The organism is Streptomyces orinoci (assembly GCF_003121295.1).
In the GTDB taxonomy this organism is placed as follows: Bacteria; Actinomycetota; Actinomycetes; order Streptomycetales; family Streptomycetaceae; genus Streptomyces; species Streptomyces orinoci.
This window is the reverse complement of the sequence record NZ_PHNC01000029.1, coordinates 25692-50115: the sequence shown is the minus strand read 5'-3', so window position 1 is coordinate 50115 and position 24424 is coordinate 25692. Positions and strand designations below refer to the sequence as shown.

19 protein-coding genes are annotated in these 24424 nt (G+C 70.1%); 9 read left to right on the top strand and 10 right to left on the bottom strand.

What is annotated here, in order from left to right; genetic code table 11:
- Positions 1 to 10 precede the first annotated feature (10 nt).
- Positions 11 to 1180, top strand: a complete 1170-nt coding sequence (locus tag CV755_RS14815; RefSeq protein ID WP_109280709.1) for a DivIVA domain-containing protein — start codon at positions 11 to 13, stop codon at positions 1178 to 1180.
- A 228-nt stretch (positions 1181 to 1408) separates the two neighbouring features.
- On the opposite strand, the gene ileS is transcribed toward CV755_RS14815, so the two are convergent.
- Complete coding sequence (gene ileS / locus CV755_RS14810) at positions 1409 to 4543, bottom strand: isoleucine--tRNA ligase (RefSeq protein WP_109280708.1); 3135 nt, start codon at positions 4541 to 4543, stop codon at positions 1409 to 1411.
- 444 nt (positions 4544 to 4987) lie between these two features.
- Here ileS and CV755_RS14800 point away from each other — a divergent pair, with 444 nt between their 5' ends.
- The 5 genes from CV755_RS14800 (at position 4988) to CV755_RS14780 (ending at position 10244) form a co-directional block, all read left to right on the top strand.
- Positions 4988 to 6478 (top strand): TraR/DksA C4-type zinc finger protein, encoded by a 1491-nt coding sequence (locus CV755_RS14800; protein ID WP_109280707.1) that lies wholly within the window; start codon positions 4988 to 4990, stop codon positions 6476 to 6478.
- Between the two features lie 91 nt (positions 6479 to 6569).
- Positions 6570 to 7139: a signal peptidase II gene (gene lspA, locus CV755_RS14795; RefSeq protein ID WP_161968698.1), complete on the top strand. Its 570-nt coding sequence runs from the start codon at positions 6570 to 6572 to the stop codon at positions 7137 to 7139.
- A 55-nt stretch (positions 7140 to 7194) separates the two neighbouring features.
- Positions 7195 to 8136, top strand: coding sequence for an RluA family pseudouridine synthase (locus CV755_RS14790; protein ID WP_109280705.1), 942 nt, complete (start codon positions 7195 to 7197; stop codon positions 8134 to 8136).
- Between the two features lie 4 nt (positions 8137 to 8140).
- Entirely contained in the window at positions 8141 to 8599 is a 459-nt protein-coding gene (locus CV755_RS14785; protein WP_109280704.1) for a GNAT family N-acetyltransferase, read from the top strand.
- A gap of 52 nt (positions 8600 to 8651) precedes the next feature.
- Positions 8652 to 10244 (top strand): Na+/H+ antiporter, encoded by a 1593-nt coding sequence (locus CV755_RS14780; RefSeq protein ID WP_109280703.1) that lies wholly within the window; start codon positions 8652 to 8654, stop codon positions 10242 to 10244.
- Between the two features lie 90 nt (positions 10245 to 10334).
- On the opposite strand, the gene CV755_RS14775 is transcribed toward CV755_RS14780, so the two are convergent.
- Entirely contained in the window at positions 10335 to 11441 is a 1107-nt protein-coding gene (locus CV755_RS14775) for a mechanosensitive ion channel family protein (protein ID WP_109280702.1), read from the bottom strand.
- A gap of 147 nt (positions 11442 to 11588) precedes the next feature.
- On the opposite strand from CV755_RS14775, the gene CV755_RS14770 reads away from it, so the two are divergent.
- Complete coding sequence (locus CV755_RS14770) at positions 11589 to 12182, top strand: dienelactone hydrolase family protein (RefSeq protein ID WP_109280701.1); 594 nt, start codon at positions 11589 to 11591, stop codon at positions 12180 to 12182.
- 121 nt (positions 12183 to 12303) lie between these two features.
- Positions 12304 to 13590, top strand: coding sequence for an MFS transporter (locus CV755_RS14765; protein WP_109280700.1), 1287 nt, complete (start codon positions 12304 to 12306; stop codon positions 13588 to 13590).
- On the opposite strand, the gene CV755_RS14760 is transcribed toward CV755_RS14765, so the two are convergent.
- The 7 genes from CV755_RS14760 to CV755_RS14730 form a co-directional block, all read right to left on the bottom strand.
- Positions 13571 to 15217, bottom strand: coding sequence for an alkaline phosphatase D family protein (locus CV755_RS14760; RefSeq protein WP_109280699.1), 1647 nt, complete (start codon positions 15215 to 15217; stop codon positions 13571 to 13573). The genes CV755_RS14765 and CV755_RS14760 overlap by 20 nt on opposite strands.
- A 108-nt stretch (positions 15218 to 15325) precedes the next feature.
- Complete coding sequence (locus tag CV755_RS14755) at positions 15326 to 15982, bottom strand: hypothetical protein (protein ID WP_109280698.1); 657 nt, start codon at positions 15980 to 15982, stop codon at positions 15326 to 15328.
- The gene (locus CV755_RS14750; RefSeq protein ID WP_109280697.1) at positions 15979 to 16812 is read right to left on the bottom strand and encodes an ATP-binding cassette domain-containing protein; all 834 of its coding nucleotides are present in this window, start codon (positions 16810 to 16812) and stop codon (positions 15979 to 15981) included. Before CV755_RS14750 ends, CV755_RS14755 begins: the two co-directional genes overlap by 4 nt.
- A 308-nt stretch (positions 16813 to 17120) precedes the next feature.
- Positions 17121 to 17954 (bottom strand): thioredoxin domain-containing protein, encoded by an 834-nt coding sequence (locus CV755_RS14745; RefSeq protein ID WP_109280696.1) that lies wholly within the window; start codon positions 17952 to 17954, stop codon positions 17121 to 17123.
- A 37-nt stretch (positions 17955 to 17991) separates the two neighbouring features.
- Entirely contained in the window at positions 17992 to 18663 is a 672-nt protein-coding gene (locus tag CV755_RS14740; protein WP_109281876.1) for a hypothetical protein, read from the bottom strand.
- Between the two features lie 82 nt (positions 18664 to 18745).
- Positions 18746 to 19576, bottom strand: a complete 831-nt coding sequence (locus CV755_RS14735; protein ID WP_109280695.1) for a thioredoxin domain-containing protein — start codon at positions 19574 to 19576, stop codon at positions 18746 to 18748.
- Positions 19577 to 19686: 110 nt separating this feature from the next.
- Complete coding sequence (locus CV755_RS14730; protein WP_241561217.1) at positions 19687 to 20334, bottom strand: hypothetical protein; 648 nt, start codon at positions 20332 to 20334, stop codon at positions 19687 to 19689.
- Between the two features lie 168 nt (positions 20335 to 20502).
- Here CV755_RS14730 and dnaE point away from each other — a divergent pair, with 168 nt between their 5' ends.
- Positions 20503 to 24045: a DNA polymerase III subunit alpha gene (gene dnaE / locus CV755_RS14725; protein WP_109280693.1), complete on the top strand. Its 3543-nt coding sequence runs from the start codon at positions 20503 to 20505 to the stop codon at positions 24043 to 24045.
- Between the two features lie 69 nt (positions 24046 to 24114).
- On the opposite strand, the gene CV755_RS34955 is transcribed toward dnaE, so the two are convergent.
- A complete protein-coding gene (locus CV755_RS34955) occupies positions 24115 to 24333 on the bottom strand; it encodes a hypothetical protein (RefSeq protein WP_109280692.1) in 219 nt (72 codons plus the stop codon).
- Between the last annotated feature and the right edge of the window lie 91 nt (positions 24334 to 24424).

Sequence of the window (24424 nt, the reverse complement as noted above, 5' to 3'; positions counted from 1 at the left end):
TGAAGAAGAGATGCCGCTGAGCCCCGAGGACGTGCGGAACAAGCAGTTCACGACCGTCCGTCTGCGAGAAGGCTATGACGAAGACGAGGTCGATGCCTTTCTCGACGAGGTCGAGGCCGAACTGACCCGGCTGCTGCGGGAGAACGAGGACCTGCGCGCCAAGCTGGCCGCCGCCACGCGGGCCGCCGCGCAGAACCAGCAGCAGGGAATGCGCAAGCCCGAGCCCCAGGACCAGCGACCCGGTGCTCCGGTGCCCGCCGCCATATCCGGCCCGCAGCCGGTGCCGCCGAACCAGCAGCAGATGGGCGGCCCGCCGCAGTTGCCGGGCGGTGCCCCGCAGCTGCCGGCCGGGCCGGGCGGACACGGCCACGGTCCCCAGGGTCCGCACGGCGCGGGTCCGATGGGACAGAACCCCATGGGCCAGAACGGTCCGATGGGTGGGCCCATGGGCGGTCCCATGGGTCAGGGCGGTCCGATGGGCCAGGGTGGTCCCATGGGCCAGGGCGGCCCGATGGGTCAGGGTGGCCCGATGGGCCAGGGCGGTCCGATGGGCGGCCCCCAGCTGCCGCAGCCGGGCCAGGGCCCGGGTGGCGACAGCGCGGCCCGTGTTCTGTCGCTCGCTCAGCAGACCGCGGACCAGGCCATCGCGGAGGCCCGTTCCGAGGCCAACAAGATCGTCGGCGAGGCGCGCAGCCGAGCCGAGGGTCTGGAGCGGGACGCCCGTGCCAAGGCGGACGCCCTGGAGCGGGACGCGCAGGAGAAGCACCGGGTGGCCATGGGCTCGCTGGAGTCCGCCCGCGCCACGCTGGAGCGCAAGGTCGAGGACCTGCGCGGCTTTGAGCGCGAGTACCGCACCCGCCTGAAGTCCTACCTGGAGAGTCAGCTGCGCCAGCTGGAGAACCAGGCGGATGACTCGCTGGCCCCGCCGCGTACTTCCAACGCCCCGTCGCTGCCGCCGGCTCCCTCGATGAGCGGGTCGATGGCCTCGGCCGGTGCCGGAATGAGCGGGCACAGCATGGGCGGTCACGGTCAGTCCACGGGCAACCCGTCGTATGGCGGGCAGCAGCAGATGTCGCCCGCGATGACCCAGCCGATGGCACCGGTGCGGCCGCAGGGTCCGCAGCCGATGCAGGCGCCTTCGCCGATGCGGGGATTTCTGATCGACGAGGATGACAGCTGACGGTTGTCCGTTCGTCAGGCAATTGGGCCGGGCCCCTGGGATGATCCCAGGGGCCCGGCCCATTTCGGCTGTAGCACTTAGGGTGCGGGCTGAATGCGGCCGGTCGCGCAGTTCCCCGTGCCCCTTACAAGGCGCCGCCCAGCGGTTTGTGACAAGCGGGTTATGGCATACGAACGGCGGGGCCGTCCCTCGGTGAGAGGGGCGGCCCCGCCGTCGTTCGTTGTGGCGTTACGCCTTGCGGAGGCGGAAGGTCAGTCCAAGGCCCTCGTCCTCGAACGGCGCACCGAAGGTGTCATCGGCCTCGCCGGTGGCGAAGTCGGTGGCCAGGACCTCGTCGGCGATGAGCCCGGAGTGCTCCGCCAGGGCGGTGCGCACCTCTTCGTCGGTGGCGGTCCAGCGCAGGGCGATCCGGTCGGCGACGTCCAGGCCGCTGTTCTTGCGGGCCTCCTGGATCAGCCGGATGGCGTCACGGGCCAGGCCGGCCCGGCGCAGCTCCGGGGTGATCTCCAGGTCCAGGGCGACGGTGGCACCGGAGTCGGAGGCCACCGACCAGCCCTCGCGCGGGGTTTCGGTGATGATGACCTCCTCGGGGGAGAGGATGACGGTCTCGCCGTCCACCTCCACCGAGGCGGTGCCCTCGCGCAGGGCTGCCGAGAGGGCGGCCGCGTCCGCGGCGGCGATGGCCTTGGCCACCGCCTGGACGCCCTTGCCGAACCGCTTGCCCAGGGCACGGAAGTTGGCCTTGGCGGTGGTGTCCACCAGGGAGCCCCCGACCTCGGAGAGGGACGCCAGCGAGGAGACATTGAGCTCCTCGGTGATCTGGGCGCGCAGCTCCTCGCCCAGCGTCTCGAAGCCGGCCGCCGCGACCAGGGCGCGGGACAGCGGCTGGCGGGTCTTGACGCCGGACTCGGCACGGGTGGCCCGGCCCAGCTCCACCAGGCGGCGCACCAGCGTCATCTGACGGGACAGCTCGGGGTCGATGAGCGCGGTGTCGGCCACCGGCCAGGTGGCGAGGTGGACCGAGGCGGGGGCCTCGGGGTCCACCGGGACCACCAGGTCCTGCCAGACCCGCTCGGTGATGAAGGGCACCAGCGGGGCCATCAGGCGGGTGACGGTCTCGACGACCTCGTGCAGGGTGCGCAGCGCCGCGGCGTCGCCCTGCCAGAAGCGGCGGCGGGAGCGGCGGACGTACCAGTTGGACAGGTCGTCCACAAAGGCGGACAGCAGCTTGCCGGCCCGCTGGGTGTCGTAGGCCTCCATGGCCTGGGTGACCTGCTCGGTGAGCGTATTGAGCTCGCCGAGCAGCCAGCGGTCCAGCAGCGGGCGGGCGGCCGGGGCCGGGTCGGCGGCCGACGGGGCCCAGCCGGAGGTACGGGCGTACAGGGCCTGGAAGGCGACGGTGTTCCAGTAGGTCAGCAGGGTCTTGCGGACCACTTCCTGGATGGTGCCGTGGCCCACCCGGCGGGCGGCCCAGGGCGAGCCGCCGGCGGCCATGAACCAGCGGACGGCGTCGGCGCCGTGCTGGTCCATCAGCGGGATCGGCTGGAGGATGTTGCCCAGGTGCTTGGACATCTTCCGGCCGTCCTCGGCCAGGATGTGGCCCAGGCAGACCACGTTCTCGTACGAGGACTTGTCGAAGACCAGGGTGCCGACCGCCATCAGGGTGTAGAACCAGCCACGGGTCTGGTCGATGGCCTCGGAGATGAACTGCGCCGGGTAGCGCTTCTCGAACAGCTCCTTGTTCCGGTACGGGTAGCCCCACTGGGCGAAGGGCATGGAGCCGGAGTCGTACCAGGCGTCGATGACCTCGGGCACCCGGACCGCGGTGTGGGCGCAGCCCTCGGCGGTGCAGGCGAAGGTGACCTCGTCGATGTAGGGGCGGTGCGGGTCCAGGGCGGACTGGTCGGTGCCGGTGAGCTCGGTGAGTTCGGCGAGCGAGCCCACGCAGGTGAGGTGGCCCTCCTCGCAGCGCCAGATGGGCAGCGGGGTGCCCCAGTAGCGGTTGCGGGAGAGCGCCCAGTCGATGTTGTTGTTCAGCCAGTCGCCGAAGCGGCCGTGCTTGACGGACTCGGGGAACCAGTTGGTCTTCTCGTTCTCCGCCAGCAGCCGGTCCTTGATGGCGGTGGTGCGGATGTACCAGGAGGGCTGGGCGTAGTAGAGCAGCGCGGTGTGGCAGCGCCAGCAGTGCGGGTAGCTGTGCTCATAGGCCACATGCTTGAACAGCAGGCCGCGCTCGCCGAGGTCGGCGGTGAGCGCCTCGTCGGCCTTCTTGAAGAACTGGCCGCCGACCAGGGCGAGTTCCTCTTCGAAGGTGCCGTCGGGGCGGACCGGGTTGATCACCGGCAGGCCGTAGGCGCGGCAGGTCTTGAGGTCGTCCTCACCGAAGGCGGGGGCCTGGTGGACCAGGCCGGTGCCGTCCTCGGTGGTCACATACTCGGCATTGACCACATAGTTGGCGCCGTCCAGCTCGACCAGCTCGAAGGGGCGCTGATAGCTCCAGCGCTCCATCTCGCGGCCGGTGAAGCTCTGGCCGGTGGCGGTCCAGCCCTCGCCGAGGGCCTTCGCCAGCAGCGGCTCGGCGACGACCAGCTTCTCCTTGCCGTCGGTGGCCACGACATAGGTGACATCGGGGTGCGCGGCGGCGGCGACGTTGGAGACCAGGGTCCAGGGGGTGGTCGTCCAGACCAGGAGGGCGGCCTCGCCCGCCAGCGGGCCGGAGGTCAGCGGGAAGCGGACATAGACCGAGGGATCGACAACCGTCTCATAGCCCTGCGCCAGCTCATGGTCGGACAGGCCGGTGCCGCAGCGGGGGCACCAGGGGGCGACGCGGTGGTCCTGGACCAGCAGGCCCTTGTTGAAGATCTCCTTCAGGGACCACCAGACGGACTGGACGTACTCGGGGTCCATGGTCCGGTAGGCGTCGTCCAGGTCCACCCAGTAGCCCATGCGGGTGGTGAGCTCGGTGAAGGCGTCGGTGTGACGGGTCACCGACTCCCGGCACTTGGCGTTGAACTCGGCGATGCCATACCGCTCGATGTCCTGCTTGCCGTTGAAGCCCAGCTCCTTCTCCACGGCGAGCTCCACCGGCAGGCCATGGCAGTCCCAGCCGGCCTTGCGGCCGACGTGGTAGCCCTGCATGGTGCGGAAGCGGGGGAAGACGTCCTTGAAGACGCGGGCCTCGATGTGGTGGGCGCCCGGCATGCCGTTGGCGGTGGGCGGGCCCTCGTAGAAGACCCACTCGGGGCGGCCCTCGGACTGTTCGAGGGTACGGGCGAAGATCTTCTGCTCACGCCAGAACTCGAGCACGGCGTGCTCCAGGGCGGGCAGGTCTACCTGAGCGGGTACCTGGCGGTACTGCGTCATGGGCTTCCTCCGGCGGGACGTGGTGCGCTGTCCGTCGGAGGGACGAGAGTCCGTCGAACTCCCGCGGTACCACCCTCCTTGGCCGCAGGCGCTTTGCCTCCGGCCCCCTCATTGGGGCAGCGATGCCGGTTCTACTTGCCCTCGCGGGGGTTCTTCCGGCGGCTCCGGGCTGATCTTCACGTTCGGGCACGCCCCCGGGCTCACACCGTCCCCGGGTCGCTGCTGGCTGCGTACGACGCTACTGGTCCCTTCCACGCCTTTCGCTGCGGCCAGTGTACGGGGCGTGGCCGCCGCCGGACGACCGGATTGGCGGCTCCGGGCCGGGGGCCAGGGGCGGGGCACACGGGGGGTGACCGGCGTGCCCCGTTGCCGCGTGCTCTGTACCGATTTATCGTTCCCGCACGATTCGTACGCAAGATCGTAAAATATGAAGGGATCGCGGCGATGGCGGAGAAGTCCTCGACGAAGGTCACATCCGCGAAGGCCGCGTCCCGGGGGGTGGCGGGTGCGAAGCGGTTGGCTGCCGGGGGTGCGGGTTCGGGTTCGCGTGCCGGGAGCGGCAAGGCGGTGACCGCCGCGAACGGGGCCGCGGTTTCGGAGAAGGTGGCTGCGAAGCGGGCGGCTTCTGCGGTTGGGAAGGCGACGGCGAAGTCGGCTGTGAAACGGGCGGCGAAGTCGGTCAGCGGACGGGCCGCCAAGAGGGTGGAGGGATCGGCTGCGGAGCGGGTCGCCCGCAAGCCTGCCAAGAAGGTCGCGGCGTCGGCTGCCGCGGGGGGCACGGCAGCGACCGTCAAGAGGGCCGCGGGCCCGGCCGCCGCGGGCGCGGAGAAGCGATCGGCGGTCGGGAAGGCTGCCGCGAAGCCGGCTAAGAAGGCCGTTGCCTCGACTGCCGAGGTCGCCAATGGGGCCGAGAGCCCGGCTGCCCGGAAAGGCGTGGAGTCCGCCGCTGTGAAGGCGGGGGACCAGGGCGCCGGGAAGGGCGTGAAGACAGCCGTCGGCGGGGCCGCTGCCGCGCAGGGTGAGGGCCCGGCCGCCACGGTGGTGGCCGGGAGGGCTGTTGGGAAGTCCCCCAAGAAGGCTGCCGCTTCGGTGGGCAAGGGGACCGAGGGGCGGGCGGGGAAGGGCACGACGTCCGCTGCCGTGAAGGGTGGGAGGACTGCTGCCGCTGGGAAGGCCGCGAAGAAGGCCGCTGCCTCGACGGCGGCGAAGGGTGCGACGTCCGCTGCCGTGAAGGCGGAGGAGGGCCGGGTCGCTGGTAAGGACGCGGCCGGTGCCGTCGCTCCCACCGGCGTGGAGGGGAAAGCCGCATCCGGTGCGAATACGCCATCCGGTCGCAAAGTGGGAGTGAAGTCCGATGCGGGGCGGGAATCCGCCGGTGGTGCGTCGGCGAAGGCCGTGCGGGGGAAGAAGAGTGCGGGCACCGTGAAGGCCGAAAAGGCGGCGGTGACCGGGACGGCCAGGGCAGGGGAAGCTGGGGCCGCCGAACAGAGGGGAGCGGGGACGGTGGCTGCGAAGAAGACCGTGGAAGAGGAGAGGACCGCCGCAGGGCTGGCGGTCCGCCCGGGAGAGGAGCCCTGGACACCCGCCGAGGTGGCCGAGGCGCGCAGCGAGCTGGCCGCCGAGGCCCAGCGGCTGCGGAACGAGATCGAGGCCGCCGAGGCCGCGGTCAGCGGGCTGATGCGGGACTCCGGTGACGGTGCCGGGGACGACCAGGCGGACACCGGGACCAAGAACATCGCCCGGGAGCACGAACTGGCGCTGGCCGCCAACGCCCGGGAGATGCTGGAGCAGACCGAGCGCGCGCTGCGGCGGATCGACGCCGGTACGTACGGGCTCTGCGAGAGCTGTGGCAAGCCCATCGGGAAGGCCAGGATGCAGGCTTTTCCCCGGGCCACCCTGTGTGTCGAGTGCAAGCAGCGGCAGGAACGTCGCTGAGGCCCCTCGCCCGGGCGTGCCGTACTCTCGTCCTCAGCCGGGCCGACCGGTGACGAGCCGTACAAGACGCCGGAAGACGCGAAGGACTCACGTGACAGAGGCGGAGCAGACCGGAAGGGCCACCGGTGCGCCGGAGAACACCGAGAGGGCCGGCGGGCCGGTGTCGTCCCGCAGCGGCAAGCGGCGCATCGGAGTGCTGCTCGGGGTGGCCGTCTTCGCCTATCTGCTGGATCTGAGCAGCAAGCTGGCCGTGGTGGCCAAGCTGGAGCACCACGACCCCATTCAGGTGTTCGGCACCTGGCTGCAGTTCGAGGTGATCCGTAACCGGGGCGCCGCCTTCGGCTTCGGCGAGGCGATGACCATTGTCTTCACGGTGATCGCGGCCGTGGTGATCCTGGTGATCGCCCGGATCGCCCGCAAGCTCTACAGCACCCCCTGGGCGATCGCGTTGGGCCTGCTGCTGGGCGGTGCGCTGGGCAACCTCACGGACCGGCTGTTCCGTTCGCCCGGTGGCTTCGAGGGTGGCGTGGTGGACTTCATCGCCACCCCGCACTTCGCGGTGTTCAACCTCGCCGACTCGGCGATCGTCTGCGGCGGCTTTCTGATCGTGATCCTGTCCTTCCGCGGACTGGACCCCGACGGCACCCTGCACAAGGACTGACGCCGCACAAGGACTGACGTACGGCCCCGCCTCACCCGTCCGGCATACTCGACGGGTGAGCACCATTCCCGAGATCCGCGCCCTTCCCGTCCCCGATGGCTTGGAGGGTGAGCGCGTCGATGCCGCGATCGCCCGAATGTTCGGCTTTTCCCGTACCAAGGCCGCCGAGCTGGCCGCCGAGGGCAAGGTCCAGCTGGACGGCGCCGCGGCCGGGAAGTCCGACCGGGTGAGCGGCGGTTCCTGGCTGGAGGTCGAGATGCCCGCGCCGCCGGCGCCGGTGCAGATCGTCGCCGAGCCGGTCGAGGGCATGGAGATCGTCCATGACGACGACGATGTCGTGGTGGTCGTCAAGCCGGTGGGCGTGGCCGCCCACCCCAGCCCCGGCTGGACCGGCCCCACCGTGATCGGCGGGCTGGCCGCCGCCGGTTACCGCATCTCCACCTCCGGCGCCGCCGAGCGCCAGGGCATCGTCCACCGGCTGGATGTGGGCACCTCCGGTCTGATGGTGGTGGCCAAGTCCGAGCGGGCCTACACCCTGCTGAAGAACCAGTTCCGCGAGCGGACCGTGGACAAGCGCTACCACGCGCTGGTGCAGGGCCACCCGGACCCGATGAGCGGCACCATCGACGCCCCCATCGGCCGGCACCCCAACCATGACTACAAGTGGGCGGTCACCGCCGAGGGCAAGCCCTCGGTCACCCACTACGACCTGATCGAGGCCTTCCGGGCCGCCAGCCTGCTGGACATCAAGCTGGAGACCGGCCGTACCCACCAGATCCGGGTGCATATGTCCGCCCACCGCCACCCCTGCGTCGGCGACCTCACCTATGGCGCCGACCCCACCATGGCCAAGCGGCTCAAGCTGACCCGCCAGTGGCTGCACGCGGTGCGGCTGGGCTTTGAGCACCCGTCGGACGGCCGTTGGGTCGAGTTCGAGAGCTCCTACCCGGACGACCTCCAGCACGCCCTGGACAAGGTGCGGGCGGAGAGCGCCTGAGCCCATGGGCCCCTACCGCATCCGGATAGCGCGGGACCTGGCCGGCTGCCATGCGGTGCGCCGGGAGGTCTTTATCGTCGAGCAGTCCATCCCCGAGGCCGAGGAGATGGACGCCTATGACGCGCACGCCGTCCATCTGCTGGCCACCGGTCCGGACGGGCCGGTGGGCACGGTGCGCTTTCTGCACGGTGCGGCCGCCCACCGCAAGTACGGGGTGGACGCCGGCACCGCGGTGCTCGGCCGGCTGGCGACCGTGAAGTCCGTCCGGGGCACCGGACTGGGCGCGGCGCTGGTACGGGCGGTGGAGGCGGAGGCCCGGAGGCTGGGCCTGGCGCGGATCTATCTGGAGGCGCAGACCCATGCCCTGGGCTTCTATGAGCGCCTGGGGTACGCGGCCCATGGGCCGGAGTTCGACGAGGGCAGCGGTATCCCGCACCGGGCGATGACCAAGGAGCTTGGTTAGCCGCTCCATGGCAGGCTGGTTGTGATCAGTTCTGATCACTCCGGAGGGCGCCGTGGACCAGCTCGCGTTGCTCTTTGTGCTGCTGCTCGGTTCCCTGATCATGGTGCCGGTGGGTGACCGGCTGGGGCTGCCGGCGCCGGTGCTGATGACGCTGGCCGGGATTCTGCTGGCGGTGCTGCCCTTCGTCCCCAATGTGAACATCCCGCCGGAACTGATCCTTCCGTTGGTGCTTCCGCCGCTGCTCTACGCCTCCGCGCAGCGCACTTCCTGGCGTCAGTTCGCGGCCAACCGGAGGCCGATCTTCCTGCTGGCGGTGGCGCTGGTCTTTGTCACCACCGCGGCGGTGGCCGCGGTCGCCCCGGTGGTGGTGCCCGGACTGCCGGTGGCCGCCGCCGTGGCGCTGGGGGCGCTGGTGGCACCGCCCGACCCGGTGGCCGCAACCGCGGTGGCCGGCTCCCTGGGGCTGCCACGCCGGCTGATCTCGATCCTGGAGGGCGAGGGGCTCTTCAACGACGTCACCGCCATCGTGCTGTACCACGTGGCCGTGGCCGCCGCCGTCAGCGGCACCTTCTCGGCCCCCGAGGCGGCGGGCGAGCTGGTGCTCTCCGCCGTGGTGGCGGTGCTGGTGGGCCTGGCGCTGGGCTGGGTGGCCAAGAAGCTGATGGATGTGCTGGGCGATGCCACGCTCCAGATCGGCCTGACCCTGCTGGTGCCCTTTGTCGCCTATGTGGTCGCCGAGGAGCTCAAGGGCTCCGGGGTGCTGGCGGTGCTCACCATCTCGCTGTTCCTCTCCGAGTACGCCACCGACGCCGATGATGTGCTGGGGCGGCTGGCCGGGCACACCTTCTGGGAGGTGGTGGACACCCTGGTCACCGGCGTGGCCTTCGGCCTGATCGGCCTGGAGCTCCACCATGTCCTGGGCGCCGCCTCGGGCCACTGGCGGCAGCTGGTCGGAGCGGGAGCGGTGGTGGTCGCGGTCGTGGTGGGCGTCCGGCTGTTCTGGCTGCTGCCCGCCGCCTGGCTCACCAGAAAGCTGCACCGCAAGCGGGATGTGGGCGAGGAGATCCTGGTCAGCTGGCAGGAGACGGTCGTCATGTGGTGGTCCGGCATGCGGGGCGTGGTCTCCGTGGCGCTGGCCCTGGCCATCCCCCTGGCCAGGAATGACGGCTCGCCCTTCCCGGCCCGGGACCGGCTGCTGTTCATCGCCTTCGCCGTCATCCTGGCCACCCTGATCGTCCAGGGCCTCACCCTGCCCTGGCTGGTCAAACGGCTGGGCGTACGGTCCGACACCGGCGCCGCCCACGCCCTGGAGCGGGAGCTGGCCCTGAGGGCCACCAAGGCGGCCAAGCGGCGGCTGATCGAGATCGAGGAGGTGGTGGACCTGCCGGAGGACCTCTCCGAGCTGCTGCACCGGCGCGCCTTCGAACTGGGCGTACGCATCAGCCCCGACCTGGTGGACGAGGAGCGCCGGGAGGCCCACGCCCAGCGGGTGGAGCGGCTGTGGATGTCCCAGCGCATCCTCGCCGAGATGCTCTCGGCGGCACGGCACGAGGTACGGGCGGCGCGCAATGAGCCGGGCGCGGACCCGGAGGTGGTGGACCGTGTCCTGCGCCACCTGGATGTCCGCAGCCTGCGGGCGGGCTGAGGCCGTTGCCCGCCGGCGAGCGGGGGCCGGCCCGACGCCCTGCACCCGCCGACGAGCCCGGCCCCGCTCAATGGCCCCGCCGCCCTCCGCTCAGGACGCGCCCGGCCCCGGTCCGATGTCGTCCGCCTCCGGCGGGGTGTGTGGGCGCTTGTGCGGCCAGTGGCGTACCGCCGCGTCCGCCACCGGTACCCGGGGCAGCGCATAGGGGTGCTCGCGCCGTAGCCACTCCACCATTCGCTCCCGCACCAGACAGCGCAGGGTCCAGATGTCGGAGGCGTCCTTGGCCGTGACCAGTGCCCTGACCTGGATGGTGGTGGGCGTGGTGTCGGTGACCGCCAGGCTCCAGGCCCGGCCGTCCCACTCCGCGCAGCCGCGCAGCAGCCCCTCCAGCTGCTCGCGCATCAGGTCCAGGGGCGCCGAGTGGTCCAGGTGGAAGAAGACCGTGCCGGTCATCCGGGGGTCGCCGCGGGACCAGTTCTCGAAGGGGCGGCCGGTGAAGTACGAGACCGGCATGGTGATCCGCCGCTCGTCCCAGGTGGCCACCACCAGATAGGTCAGGGTTATCTCCTCGATGGTGCCCCACTCGCCGCCGACCACCACCGTGTCGCCGATGCGCACCATGTCGCCGAGGGCGATCTGCAGTCCGGCGAAGAGGTTGCCCAGGGTGGACTGGGCGGCGATACCGGCCACCACGCCCAGCACCCCGGCCGAGGCCAGCAGCGAGGTGCCGGCCGCCCGCATGGCCGGGAAGGTCAGCAGCATGGCGGCGGCCGCCACCACGCTCACCGCCGCGGTGACGATCCGCTGGATCAGGGTGACCTGGGTGCGTACCCGGCGCAGCCGGGCCGGATCCCGGGCGACCCCGGTGGCGTAGCGCGCGTACCCGGATTCCACCAGGGCCGCGGCCACCCTGATGGCCAGCCAGGCACAGGCCCCGATCAGCACCAGGGTCAGCACCTGGCCCACCGCGGTGTGGTGCCCCTTGGCGAGCTTGGCGGACTCATAGCCGCCGCGCAGCAGGGCCGCGCAGAGCGTCACCCGGAACGGCGTTCTGGCCCGGTGCAGCAGACCCCACAGCGGGGTCTCCGGCTGCCGGCCCTCCAGCCGTCGCAGCAGGTGGTCGGCGGCCCAGCCGGCCGCCAGGGTGATCAGCACCGCCCCGCCGACGACCGCCAGGGGGCGGAGTATGTCCTCCATGGAGCGCTGGCTCCTTCCGACGGAATACCTGGTGGGCGTCCCTTCCCGACCGTAGCTGGCACGATGGGTGCGCCGCGATCCAGCTGATCCGGAGCTGGTCCGGTGGCTCCGGCCAAGGAAGCCAAGGAAGCTAAGGAAGTGACCCCAGTGGCGTCCCCTACCACGATTGTCCTTTTTCATTCGGCCTACGGTCTGCGCCCGGCCGTTCACACCGCCGCCGAGCGGCTGCGCGCGGCCGGGTATGAGGTGCATGTCCCGGATCTCTATGCGGGCCGTACCGCCGAGACCGTCGAGGACGGCATGGCCATCAAGGACGAGATCGGCCGGGAGGAGCTGCTGCACCGGGCGGTGAAGGCGGTGGCGCCGCTGTCCGAACGGGGGCTGGTGTACGCGGGGTTCTCGCTGGGCGGCTCCATCGCGCAGAACCTGGCCCTGGGCGATGAGAAGGCGCGCGGGCTGCTGCTTCTGCACGGCACCTCCGATCTGCCGGAGGACGCCTCGGTGGACGAGCTGCCGGTGCAGCTGCATGTGGCGGACCCGGATCCATTTGAGCCGCACGACTGGCTGAACGCGTGGTACCTGCGGATGGGACGGGCCGGGGCGGATGTGGAGATCTACCGCTACCCGGGCGCCGGGCACCTGTTCACCGACCCTGATCTCCCGGACTACGACCAGGACGCGGCGGAGTCCGCCTGGCAGGTGGCGCTGGGCTTCCTGGACTCGCTCCGGGAGGCGCCGTAAGGGTCCGACTGGCGCACCGGCCCACCTCCCCATAGCTCGACATCAAGTATCTTGACATCGAGAGTGTCCAGGGCGATGCTTGCCCATGATCTCTTGATGTCGAGATACCCGGGGGCGGCCCATGGGCCTCATCACACAGCTGCGCAACCCACCCGGCGGCCGCGACGCCCGCATCATGCTGTTCGCCCAGGCGCTGGACCGGACCGGAACCGGCCTATGGGCCGCCTCCTCGGTCCTCTACCTCACCTTTGTGGCCCAGCTGAGCGCCCAGCGGATCGGCGTCCTGCTGGGAGTGGCCGGAGTCGTCGGCATAGCGGGCTCCCCCCTCGCCGGACGGCTGGCCCAACATCTCCCGGTACGCGCCCTGTTGATCGGCTGTCATCTCCTTCGCCTGGTCACCCTGCTCCTGATGCTGCTGTGCACCCGCTTCGAGGTGCTGCTGGCGGTGGTCGCCCTCACCTCGCTGGGCGACCGGGCGGCCAAGACCCTGGAGATGCTGTTCGCCACCCGGGTGGCGGGGGAGCGGCGCGGAACGTACCAGGCGCTGTTCCGCAGTGTGGCCAACGCCGGGTACGGGGTGGGGGCGGGCCTGGCCGCCATCGGGCTGGCGGTGGCCACCCAGGGCGCCTACCGGGCCCTGATCCTGGGCGACGCGCTGTCCTTCGTACTCGCCGCGGCCCTGGTCCAGCGCACCCGGGAGCCCGCCGACCCCGGCCCCCGGCGGCCCGGCAGCCCGCCGGCCGGACGCACGGTCAGCCCCTGGCGCGACCGCGGCTATCTGCTGTTCGTCCTGCTGGACATCCCGATGAACATCGACGACTCCATCCTCAACGTCGGCCTGCCGCTCTGGCTGGTGGACCGCACCCGGGCGCCGCACGCCCTGGTCCCCGCCTTCCTGATCGTCAACACCGTGCTGGTGGTGCTGCTCCAACTGCGCGTCTCCGCCCGGACCGAGGGGCCGTACCGGGCCGCCCGCGCGGTGCTGCGCTATGGCGCACTGCTGCCCGCCTGCTGTGTGGCGGTGGCCCTGGCCACCCGGGGCGGGACCTGGCCGGCGGCGGCCCTGCTGCTCGCCGCCGCCCTGCTGGTCACCCTGGCCGAACTGATGCGCTCGGTCAGCTCCTGGGAACTGGCGGTCTCCCTGGCGCCGCCGGAGGCCCGCGCCGCCTATCTGGGAGTGGCCGGAATGTCGCAGTCCATCCAGAAGTCCGCCGGGCCGCCCCTGCTCACCGGAGTGGTGATGACCGCCGGACCGGCCGGCTGGCTGGCCCTCGGTGCGGTGGCCGCGGGGCTCTCGGTGGTCCAGTACGGCCGCTGTGTACGCCGGATGCGCACGCCGCTGCCCGCGGTGCCCCGGCCCCGTACCCCCGCGCCACCCGAGAACGCCCCTATGCCACCGGCGAGTTGACCCGCTCCAGCCGCCGGCTGCCCGACCGGGTGCGGTACGAGCGCGCCCAGGACGCGGCCGAGGCAGGGTCCCGCTTGTCGGCCAGCACGTAGTAGTCCATCTGCGCCCGCTCGCCGGTGACATCCAGCACCCCATAGCCATGGGAGTCCATATCCACCCATTTCACATGGCGGTTGGCCGCCTTGACGGCCGTCTCGGCGGCCAGTGAGACCGTACCCGGACGCACCCGAAGGGTTTCATCCAGATTGTCCGCCGTCACCGAGGTCACCACGAACTCGGTGGCCACCGGCTTGGACAGCAGCGGATAGGTCGCCGCCTGCCGGGGCACCTCATTGGCCCAGGCCATATGGATGTCCCCGGTCAGGAACACGGTGTTGGCGATGGAGTGCCCGGCGAGATGGTCCAGCAGCTCCCTGCGGTCATGCGTATAGCCGTCCCACTGGTCGGTATTGGCCGCGATGCCCTCGGCGGGCAGCCCCAGCAGCCCGGCCAGCGGCCCCAACAGGTGCGCCGGCAGGGCGCCGAAGGCGACCGGGGCCATCATCACCGGGTTGCCCACCAGCCGCCAGGTGGTGTCCGACTCCGCCAACCCCTTCTTCAGCCAGTCCAGTTGGGCCCGACCGGTGATGGTGCGCGCCGCCGAGTCCACCGCCCCGCTGCCCTTCCTGGCCTGCTCGCTGCGGAAGGAGCGCAGATCCAGCAGATGCAGATCGGCCAGGCGGCCGAAGCGCAGCCGCCGGTAGGTGGTGCCCGCCACCGACGGACGCACCGGCATCCACTCGAAATACGCCTGCTTGGCCGCCGCCACCCGCGCCGTCCAGGTGCCCTCGGCGCCCGGGGTGTGGTTCACCGCCCCGCCCGACCAGGCGTTGTCGGCGAACTCATGGTCGTCCCAGATGGCGATCATGGGGAGGGCGTGGTGCAGCGCCTGCAGATCGCGGTCGGTCTTGTAATGCCCGTGCCGGGTACGGTAGTCGGCGAGTGTGACGATCTCATGGGTGGGGCGGTGGGGGCGTACGACGTCCTTGGCGGCCGGGTATTCCCCCGACTTGTACTCATAGATGTAGTCGCCCAGGTGCAGCACCGCGTCCAGGTCGCGGCGCGCGGCCAGATGACGGTACGCGGAGAAGTACCCCGACTCCCAGTTGGCACAGGAGACCACCCCGAACCGCAGCCGCCCGGCGTCGGCTTCGGCGGCGGGGGCGGTACGGGTGCGTGCGACAGGGGAGTTGACGCCGCCCGCGGTGAAGCGGAAGAAGTAGTCGGTGGCCGGGCGCAGTCCGCGGACATCCGCCTTGACGGTGTGGTCGCTTGCCGCCGAGGCGGTGACCCTGCCCCGGGCGACGATATGCCGGAACGCGGCATCCTCGGCCACCTGCCAGCCGACCTCGACCGCCGGCCCGCGTCCGGAGCCGGGCACCGCCTCGGGCGTCGGGGTCACCCGGGTCCAGAGCAGCACACCATCCGGCAAGGGGTCGCCGGAGGCCACTCCGTGCAGGAACGCGGGCTTGGCACCGGTGGCGCGGGCGGGGCCGGTGGCGCCGAGGGCGAGCGCGGTGGCCGCCACACCGGCGCCGGTCACGGCTGCGCGGCGGGATATGCGGGGGGTTGGGGGCTGATCATTCACAGAGGCTCACCTTAATGGATTGGTAAAGCCCCTGGTGTTGGGTGGCGGGGGTGCCCCGCAAGGCGGCCCTTCGGAGTCGGAAAACCTTTGCCCGCAACGCCTCTTCGGCTAAGGTTTCCCGCCGCTGAGGAACTGTGTCGCGGCGGTGGCCGTGGCCAGGAGGGCAACCGCGACCAGCAGCATCGCCCCACCGGGCGCCAGCAGCCTTGCCGGGTCGTCTGTGGTGGCCATCAGCCGGAGCAGCCGGTTCAGCGGTGGCAGGCCCTGGGTGAAGAGGGTGCCCATGAGCAAGGCGACGGCCGTCAGCAGGGCATGACCCTGCCGCCGGAACAGCAGGCGCGAGCAGGGGAGCCCGATGGCGATCCCGGTGCAGGCGCCGGTGAGCTGGGCCTCCACGCCCAGCAGCAGGCCGGCGGGCGTGAGGCGGTAACTCCCCATCCACAGCGGGAAGACCAGCCCTGTCACCAGCAGCACCAGGCAGCCCAGCAGCACTGAGAGGACCGAGGCCAGCAGTACCTTCAGCGAACGCCCGGCGCTGACCACGACGATGGCGCGCTGCGCCGGATCGTCCACGCCCAGCACGGCCGTGGCCAGCCAGGCCGAGCTGACGAACAGCGCCCCGGCGGCGGAGGCGTAGGCCGCGGGCAGCGAACCGCCGCCATTGACGGTCAGCACCGCCAGCAGGCCGAGGAAGAGGAACACCGGGGGCAGATAGCGCTGGGTGTGCAGGGTGGTGGCGAAGTTGTAGCGAATGAGCGCGATCACTCGTCCACCCCCCGAGTCACATCCACCACGGACCAGCCGTGCCGGAGGGCGAGTTGGAGCAGGGCGTCGGCGTGAGCGCGCTCCACGGTGAGGGAGATTCGCGTTTCCCCGCCGTGCACGGCTCGCACCCCCTGGAGTGTCTGCCAGTCCAGGGTCCGGGGCGGAGGCCCGGTGTCGGGCCCGGTCAGCACGACCCCGGTCAACGGGGGCTGGGTACGGCTCCCTTGGAGCACGACCCGTCCCCCGTCAACCACATAGGTCCGCGACGCCCGTGCCCGGGTGACCGCCTCCCGGTGATCGGTGAACACCACCGCACCGCCCCTCCCGGCCACCTCGCCCATGATCTCGGCCAGCACTCCATGCGCCGAGGCGTCCAGCCCCGACCATGGCTCGTCCAGCACCAGCAACTCCGGCTCCACCAGCAACGCCTGTGCCAGCGCAACCTTCTGGCCATTGCCCTTGGACAGGGTCCGCAGCGGAGAGTCGGCACCCCCGACCAGCGCCAGCCGTTCCAGCAGGCCGCTCGCCCGGGCCGAGGCCGTCTGTGTCGTCAGTCCGCGGATACGGCCCATATGTGTCAAGTACGCCATGGCGGAGAGGCGTTCCACGGGCGAGAAGCGGTCGGGTACATACCCGACGACCGCCGGGCGCCCGGTGACCGCCCCGGCGGAGGGCCGGGTGACCCCGGCCAGTATCCGCAGGAGAGTGGACTTTCCCGACCCATTTCCGCCGGCGAAGGCGACGACTTCGCCGGGCGCGATCTCCGCCCGGACGTCCCGCAACACCCAACCGCCGCGGCCGTAACGCTTGCCAACGGCCTCAAGGCGCATGCCCACTCCGCTTCCGCTGCGGCGGTCCGGGTATGGGTACGCCTGGCACGGTCGGCCGCTCCTTTGTACTTGTGTACTTGGTTCCGCTGGGATTGCGGACGGCGGTTACCGTACGAGAACCGGGTTAATGGCGGCGTGAGGGCGGGGACTTGGTGTTCAGGGTCCGGCGCATGGACGGGCGTGAAGCCACAAGGACGAGTTGGCGGCCATTTTCAGCGCGGTTGCCCATGAAGTGATGTTGCTCGGTCTCGGCTGAGTACAACGGAGCGGGCAGCCCCGGAAGGAACTGCCCGCCCGGAGTTGCCGGCTTACTTCTTCCGCGGACCGAACTCCTTGTCCATCACCTGGTTGAAGAGGTCCGGCGTCATCGGCGGAACGTCCTGGTTGTTGGGGCCGGGCACCGTCAGCTGCTTCTTGCCGTGGAGCAGGGTCGGGGTGCCGTTGACGCCGTCCTTGCCGAAGAGCTTGCCCATTTCCAGGCCCCAGCGGTCATAGACATGGTCCTTGACGTTCTTCTCGAAGGACGCGTTGCCCTTCAATGCCGGGACTTCCTGGGCGATGTCGATCAGCTTCTGGTCGTCGGAGAAGGCGTCGTCGGTCTCCTCCGGGTGGTTCTTCTTGGAGTAGAGGGCTTCCTTGTAGTCCAGGAATGCGTCGGGGCTGACGTTCAGCGCGGCGCCCAGGGCGCTGACGGCGTTCTTGGAGCCGGTGCCCTGGTTGCCGTCGATGAAGTTGACCATGACATAACGGACCTTGTAGCGGCCGTCCTTGATGTCCTTGCGGACGATCGGGCCCACATTCTGCTCGAAGCCGGCGCACACCGGGCACCGCGGGTCCTCGAAAATCGTCAGCGTTTCCTTGGCGTTCTTGTCGCCGACGACGATCTCGTCGCCGTTGTCGCCCGTGGTGTTGGCCGGCTTGACGAGGGTCTTCTTGGCCGCCGCCTTCCAGTGGCTGTCGCTGCCCTTGCTCATCTGGGTGACGGCCACGCCGATGCCGGCCGCGGCGGCCAGGACGAGTACCACGCCACCGGCGACCAGCAGTTGGCGCTTGGTCTTGTCCTTCTTGGCCTGGCGTTCGCGCTCGGCGCGCAGGCGCTCGCGGGCGGCCTGCTTGTTCTGGGCGTTGTTGCGGTTGCTCATGATGTCTACTCCGGTTCAGGGTAAGAGGGTTGGACGCTCAGGCGGCAAGAGCCACCGGAGGTCCGCGCCGTACCACGGAGTGGACGAGGAGTGGGAGCGCGAGCGGGCGGGAGGTGTCGCGGGTGGGGCGGGTGCCGGGGGCCGTCGGGCGGTCGGCGGTGCCCAGCGCGGCGGCCAGCAGGAGCGGGCGGAAGGCGAGGGCGGCGATGGCGCGCAGCAGTCGGGCCAGGGCCACCTCGCCGCGGCGCAGCCAGGCGGCGGCCAGCAGGCCGACGGCGGTATGGACGGCCAGCAGCAGCCAGGGGCCGGTGGAGTCGATCAAGTGGGCCGCGCTGTGCGGGGCCGCGGCCATCCTGGCCAGTGGGGTGCCCACCGAACCCCCATGGCAGACCAGGTCGATGCCCAGGGAGTGCAGGGGGCCGGAGACCGGGCCGCCGGAGGGGCCGTAACAGGACTGCTGGCCGGTGGTGAAGACGGTGTCGGCGGCGAGTTCCAGGGGGACGAGCAGGGTGGCTATCGGCCAGTAGCCGCGCTCACGGCCGGCGAGAGCGAAGGATATGCAGAAGTAGGCGGCGGAGAGCACCGCGACCGTGCTGAGCGGCAGCGGCAGCCGGGAGAGCAGGATGTGGGAGGCCGCGGAGAGGGTGACACAGAGCGCGGTGAACAGCGCGGCGCGCAGCGCCCGCAACCGAACTCCCGTCCCCTTCATGATGCGGAAGTGTGCCACGACACGCCGCAATTGTCGTGTCACGGTTCGGCATCGCGGAGGGGACGGGAGAGGGCGGGAGGGGTCAGGACTTCAGCAGGGGGGCAACCGCCTGGTTGAACTGCTCCGGGGTCATCGGGGCGCCCTTGCCGTTGGGGGTGTCCACCTCGATCTTCTTGCCGTCCAGCTTGATGGTCGGGGTGCCGCTGACGTCCTTGGCCTTGTCGAAGGCGGCGGACATCTCCAGGGCCCACTTGTCGAAGGTGCCGTCCTTGACGTTCTTCTGGAAGGCCGCGTTGCCCTTCAGCTCGGGAACCTGGTCGGCGACCTTCAGCAGGGTGTCCTTGTCGGCGTAGGCGTCCTTGGTCTCCTCGGGGTGGTTCTCCTTGGCGTAGAGCGCCTTGTTGTAGCCGGAGAACGCCTGGGGGCTGACATTGAGGGCGGCGCCCAGGGCGCTGAGCGCGGTCTTGGAGCCGGTGCCGCCGAAGCCCTTGTCCAGGAAGGTGCCGATGGTGTACTGGACCTTGAACTTGCCGTCCTTGATGTCCTTGTTGATGGTGTCGCCGACGTTCTGCTCGAAGACCGAGCAGATCGGGCAGCGCATGTCCTGGTAGATCTCCAGGGTGTGCTTGGCGTTCTTGTCGCCGATGATGACGTCGGTGCCCTTGTCGCCGGCCGTGTTGGCGGGCTTGACCAGGGTCTTGTCGGCGGCCGCCTGCCAGTAGCCGCTGCCGCCACCGCTGTTCATCTGGGTGACGGCCACGCCTATGCCGGCCGCGATGGCCAGTACGGCCACCACTCCGCCACCGACCAGCAGCTGCCGCCGGGTCTTGTCCTTCTTCGCCTGGCGCTCGCGCTCGGCGCGCAGCCGCTCGCGGGCGGACTGCTTGTTGTCCCAGTTGTTGCGCTTGCTCATGGTGCTTCTCGATCTCCGTGGTACGGACGGTACGAACGGTGCGGGCCGTGCGAACGGTGTCGGCCGTGCGAACGGTGTCGGCCGTGCGGACCGTGCGGGCGTTTTCCGGTTCAGCCGAGGGCGGGCCGGGCCGGAGGGCCGCGTCGTACGACGGAGTGCAGAAGCAGGGGGCGGGGGAGCGGGGCGCGGGAGCGGCGTACGGGCCTGACGCGCGCCCCGTACCGCTCGGGAGCCGGGACCAGGGCCGCGGTGACCAGCCGCAGCGGGCGGAAGGCGGCGGTGGCCATGGTGCGCAGCAGCCCGGCCAGGGCGGCCTCGCCGCGGCGCAGCCAGGCGGCGGCCAGCAGGGCCACCGTCAGGTGGGCGGCGGGCAGCAGCCAGGGAGCGGAGGCCATGGAGTGGGCCAGCGGGGTGCCCAGGTGCCCGCCGCCGCAGATCAGGGTGAGGGCGCCGGGCAGTGGCCGGCCCGCCGGGTTGTAGCAGGAGTCCTGGCCGGTGAGGAGCGCCGCGCCCGCCGCCAGTTCCAGCGGGATCAGCAGCGAGGCTATGCGCCAGTAGCCGCGTTCCCGGCCGGCCAGGGCGTAGGCCAGGGCGAAGATGACGGCGCCGGTGGCGGCCACCGGGGGCAGCGGCAGCGGGCGGCCGGAGAGCAGGACCTGGGAGGCGGTGGACAGCAGCACACACAGCGCGGTGAACAGCGCCGCGCGCAGAGCACGCCATCCTGCCGCCGATATGTCCATGGGAATCGAGTCTGTCATGGCTTGCGGTAAGCCGCGCCTAAAGGACCGCCATGAGGGCTCCGCTCTCGAATGTACATTCGTATTGTCGCCTTGAAGCGTGCGGCTGTCGGTGCGGCCAAGCCCCATGAGGCTCGGCCGGTAACCTTCATTGCCTGCCGTCACCCGTCCGCCCGGAGGTCTCCCGCCGTGAGCAAGCCGCCCTTTACGCACCTGCACGTTCACACCCAGTACTCGCTGCTGGACGGTGCCGCGCGGCTCAAGGACATGTTCAATGCCTGCAATGAGATGGGCATGACGCATATCGCCATGACCGACCATGGCAACCTGCACGGCGCCTATGACTTCTTCCACCAGGCCAAGAAGGCCGGGGTCACCCCGATCATCGGCATCGAGGCCTATGTGGCCCCGGAGTCCCGGCGCAACAAGCGGCGCATCCAGTGGGGCCAGCCGCACCAGAAGCGCGACGATGTCTCCGGCTCCGGTGGCTACACCCACAAGACCATCTGGGCGGCGAACAAGACCGGTCTGCACAACCTCTTCCGGCTCTCCTCCGACGCCTATGCCGAGGGCTGGCTGACCAAGTGGCCCCGGATGGACAAGGAGACCCTGGCCCAGTGGTCCGAGGGCCTGATCGCCTCCACCGGCTGCCCCTCCGGCGAGCTCCAGACCCGGCTGCGCCTGGGCCAGTACGAGGAGGCGTACAAGGCGGCCGCCGAGTACCAGGAGATCTTCGGCAAGGACCGCTACTTCCTGGAGCTGATGGACCACGGCATCGAGATCGAGCGCCGGGTCCGCGACGGGCTGCTGGAGATCGGCAAGAAGCTGGGCATCCCCCCGCTGGTCACCAATGACTCGCACTACACGTACGCGCACGAGGCCGGCGCCCACGACGCCCTGCTGTGCATCCAGACCGGCAAGAACCTCTCCGACCCCGACCGCTTCAAGTTCGACGGCACCGGTTACTACCTGAAGTCCACCGACGAGATGTACGCCGTGGACTCCTCCGACGCCTGGCAGGAGGGCTGCCGCAACACCCTGCTGGTCGCCGAGCAGATCGACACCACCGGCTGGTTCGAGAAGCGCGACCTGATGCCCAAGTTCGAGGTGCCCGAGGGCTACACCGAGGTCACCTGGTTCCAGGAGGAGGTACGGCGCGGCATGGCCCGCCGCTTCCCCGGCGGCGTCCCCGAGGACCGGCAGAAGCAGGCCGAGTACGAGATGGACGTCATCATCCAGATGGGGTTCCCGGGCTACTTCCTGGTCGTGGCCGACTTCATCATGTGGGCCAAGAAGAACGGCATCGCGGTGGGCCCGGGCCGTGGCTCCGCGGCCGGTTCGATCGTCGCCTACGCCATGGGCATCACCGACCTCGACCCCATTCCGCACGGCCTGATCTTCGAGCGGTTCCTCAACCCCGAGCGCGTCTCCATGCCCGATGTGGACATCGACTTCGACGAGCGCCGGCGCGGTGAGGTGATCCGGTATGTCACCGAGAAATACGGCGCCGACAAGGTCGCCATGATCGGGACCTACGGCACCATCAAGGCCAAGAACGCCATCAAGGACTCGGCCCGGGTGCTGGGTTACCCGTACGCCATGGGCGACCGCATCACCAAGGCGATGCCCGCCGATGTCCTGGGCAAGGGCATCCCGCTCTCCGGCATCACCGACCCCAGCCACCCCCGCTACAGCGAGGCGGGCGAGGTGCGCGGGATGTACGAGAACGAGCCGGATGTGAAGAAGGTCATCGACACCGCACGCGGTGTGGAGGGCCTGGTGCGGCAGATGGGTGTGCACGCGGCCGGCGTGATCATGTCCAGCGAGACCATCACCGACCATGTCCCGGTCTGGGTCAGGCACACCGACGGGGTGACCATCACGCAGTGGGACTACCCCAGTTGTGAGTCGCTGGGCCTGCTGAAGATGGACTTCCTGGGCCTGCGCAACCTGACCATCATGGACGACGCCGTCAAGATGGTGAAGGCCAACAAGGGCATCGACATCGACCTGCTGGAACTGCCGCTGGACGACCCCACCACCTTCGAACTGCTCCAGCGCGGCGACACCCTGGGCGTGTTCCAGTTCGACGGCGGCCCCATGCGCTCGCTGCTGCGGCTGATGAAGCCCGACAACTTCGAAGACATTTCCGCTGTTTCGGCCCTTTACCGGCCGGGCCCGATGGGCATGAACTCGCACACCAACTACGCCCTGCGCAAGAACGGCCAGCAGGAGATCACCCCGATCCACAAGGAGCTGGAGGAGCCGCTCCGGGAGGTCCTGGACGTCACCTACGGCTTGATCGTCTACCAGGAGCAGGTGCAGAAGGCCGCCCAGATCATCGCCGGTTACTCGCTCGGCGAGGCCGACATCCTCCGCCGGGTGATGGGCAAGAAGAAGCCCGAGGAACTGGCCAAGAACTTCACCATCTTCCAGGGCGGCGCCCGCAAGAACGGCTACAGCGACGAGGCCATCCAGGCGCTGTGGGATGTGCTGGTGCCCTTTGCCGGCTACGCCTTCAACAAGGCCCACTCCGCCGCGTACGGACTGGTCTCCTACTGGACCGCCTACCTCAAGGCCAACCACCCGGCCGAGTACATGGCGGCGCTGCTCACCTCGGTCAAGGACGACAAGGACAAGTCGGCGACCTACCTCAATGAGTGCCGCCGGATGGGCATCAAGGTGCTGCCGCCCAATGTCAATGAGTCCGAGGCCAACTTCGCCGCCCAGGGCGACGATGTGATCCTCTTCGGCCTGACCGCGGTACGCAACGTCGGTGCCAATGTGGTGGATTCGATCATCCGGTGCCGCAAGTCCAAGGGGAAGTACACCTCCTTCCCCGACTTCCTGGACAAGGTCGAGGCGGTGGTCTGCAACAAGCGCACCGTGGAATCGCTGATCAAGGCCGGCGCCTTCGATGAGATGGGGCACACCCGCAAGGGCCTCACCGCGCACTACGAGCCGATGATCGACAATGTGGTGGCGGTCAAGCGCAAGGAGGCGGAAGGGCAGTTCGACCTCTTCGGCGGGATGGGCGACGACACCGCCGACGAGGGGCCGGGCTTCGGGCTGGATGTGGAGTTCTCCGATGTGGAGTGGGAGAAGTCCTATCTGCTCGCCCAGGAGCGGGAGATGCTCGGCCTCTATGTCTCCGACCACCCGCTGTTCGGCATCGAGCATGTCCTCAACGACAAGGCGGACGCGGCCATCTCCCAGCTCACCGGCGGGGAGCACGCGGACGGCGCGATCGTCACCATCGGCGGCATCATCTCCGGCCTCCAGCGCAAGATGACCAAGCAGGGCAACGCCTGGGCCATCGCCACCGTGGAGGACCTGGCCGGTTCCATCGACTGCATGTTCTTCCCGGCCACCTACCAGCTGGTCTCCACCCAACTGGTGGAGGACGCCGTGGTGTTCGTCAAGGGCCGGCTGGACAAGCGGGAGGACATCCCGCGCCTGGTCGCCATGGAGCTGATGGTCCCCGACCTGTCCAACGCGGGCAGCAACGCCCCGGTGGTCATCACCATCCCCACCGTCAAGGTCACCCCGCCGCTGGTGGAGAAGCTGGGCCAGGTGCTCACCCACCACAAGGGCTCCACCGAGGTACGGATCAAGCTCCAGGGCGCCCGCAAGACCACCGTGCTCCGGCTGGACCGGCACCGCGTCACCCCCGACCCGGCGCTCTTCGGTGACCTCAAGGTGCTGCTCGGACCCTCCTGTCTGGCGGGCTGAGCCCGGGCAGGTGTTTCAGGGGTGCGCCCGCCACCGCGGGCGCACGCCTGAAGTGCCTCTGAACGCCGGTCAGTTGTGGCCGAAGCGCCGCTGGGGGTGCTTGCGGGCCACATCCGCCGGGGTGGCGATCCGCTGCTCGGCCTTCTCTTCCGCGGACTGCGCCTTCTTCTGCTGCTGGGTGGCCGCCTGCCGACTGCGGTCCTGCTTCTTGTTCTTGGCCATGACTGTGCTTGCCTCCACTCTGCTACCCCCGCACAGCACCTTGGCATAGACCGACAGATCGTGCATTTCGGTCCATAACCCTGTGTGACAGCGAGACTTATCGGCCACAGGCCGTGTCCGCCACGCCGATGATCCAGTTCGGACTGATAACCCCCGC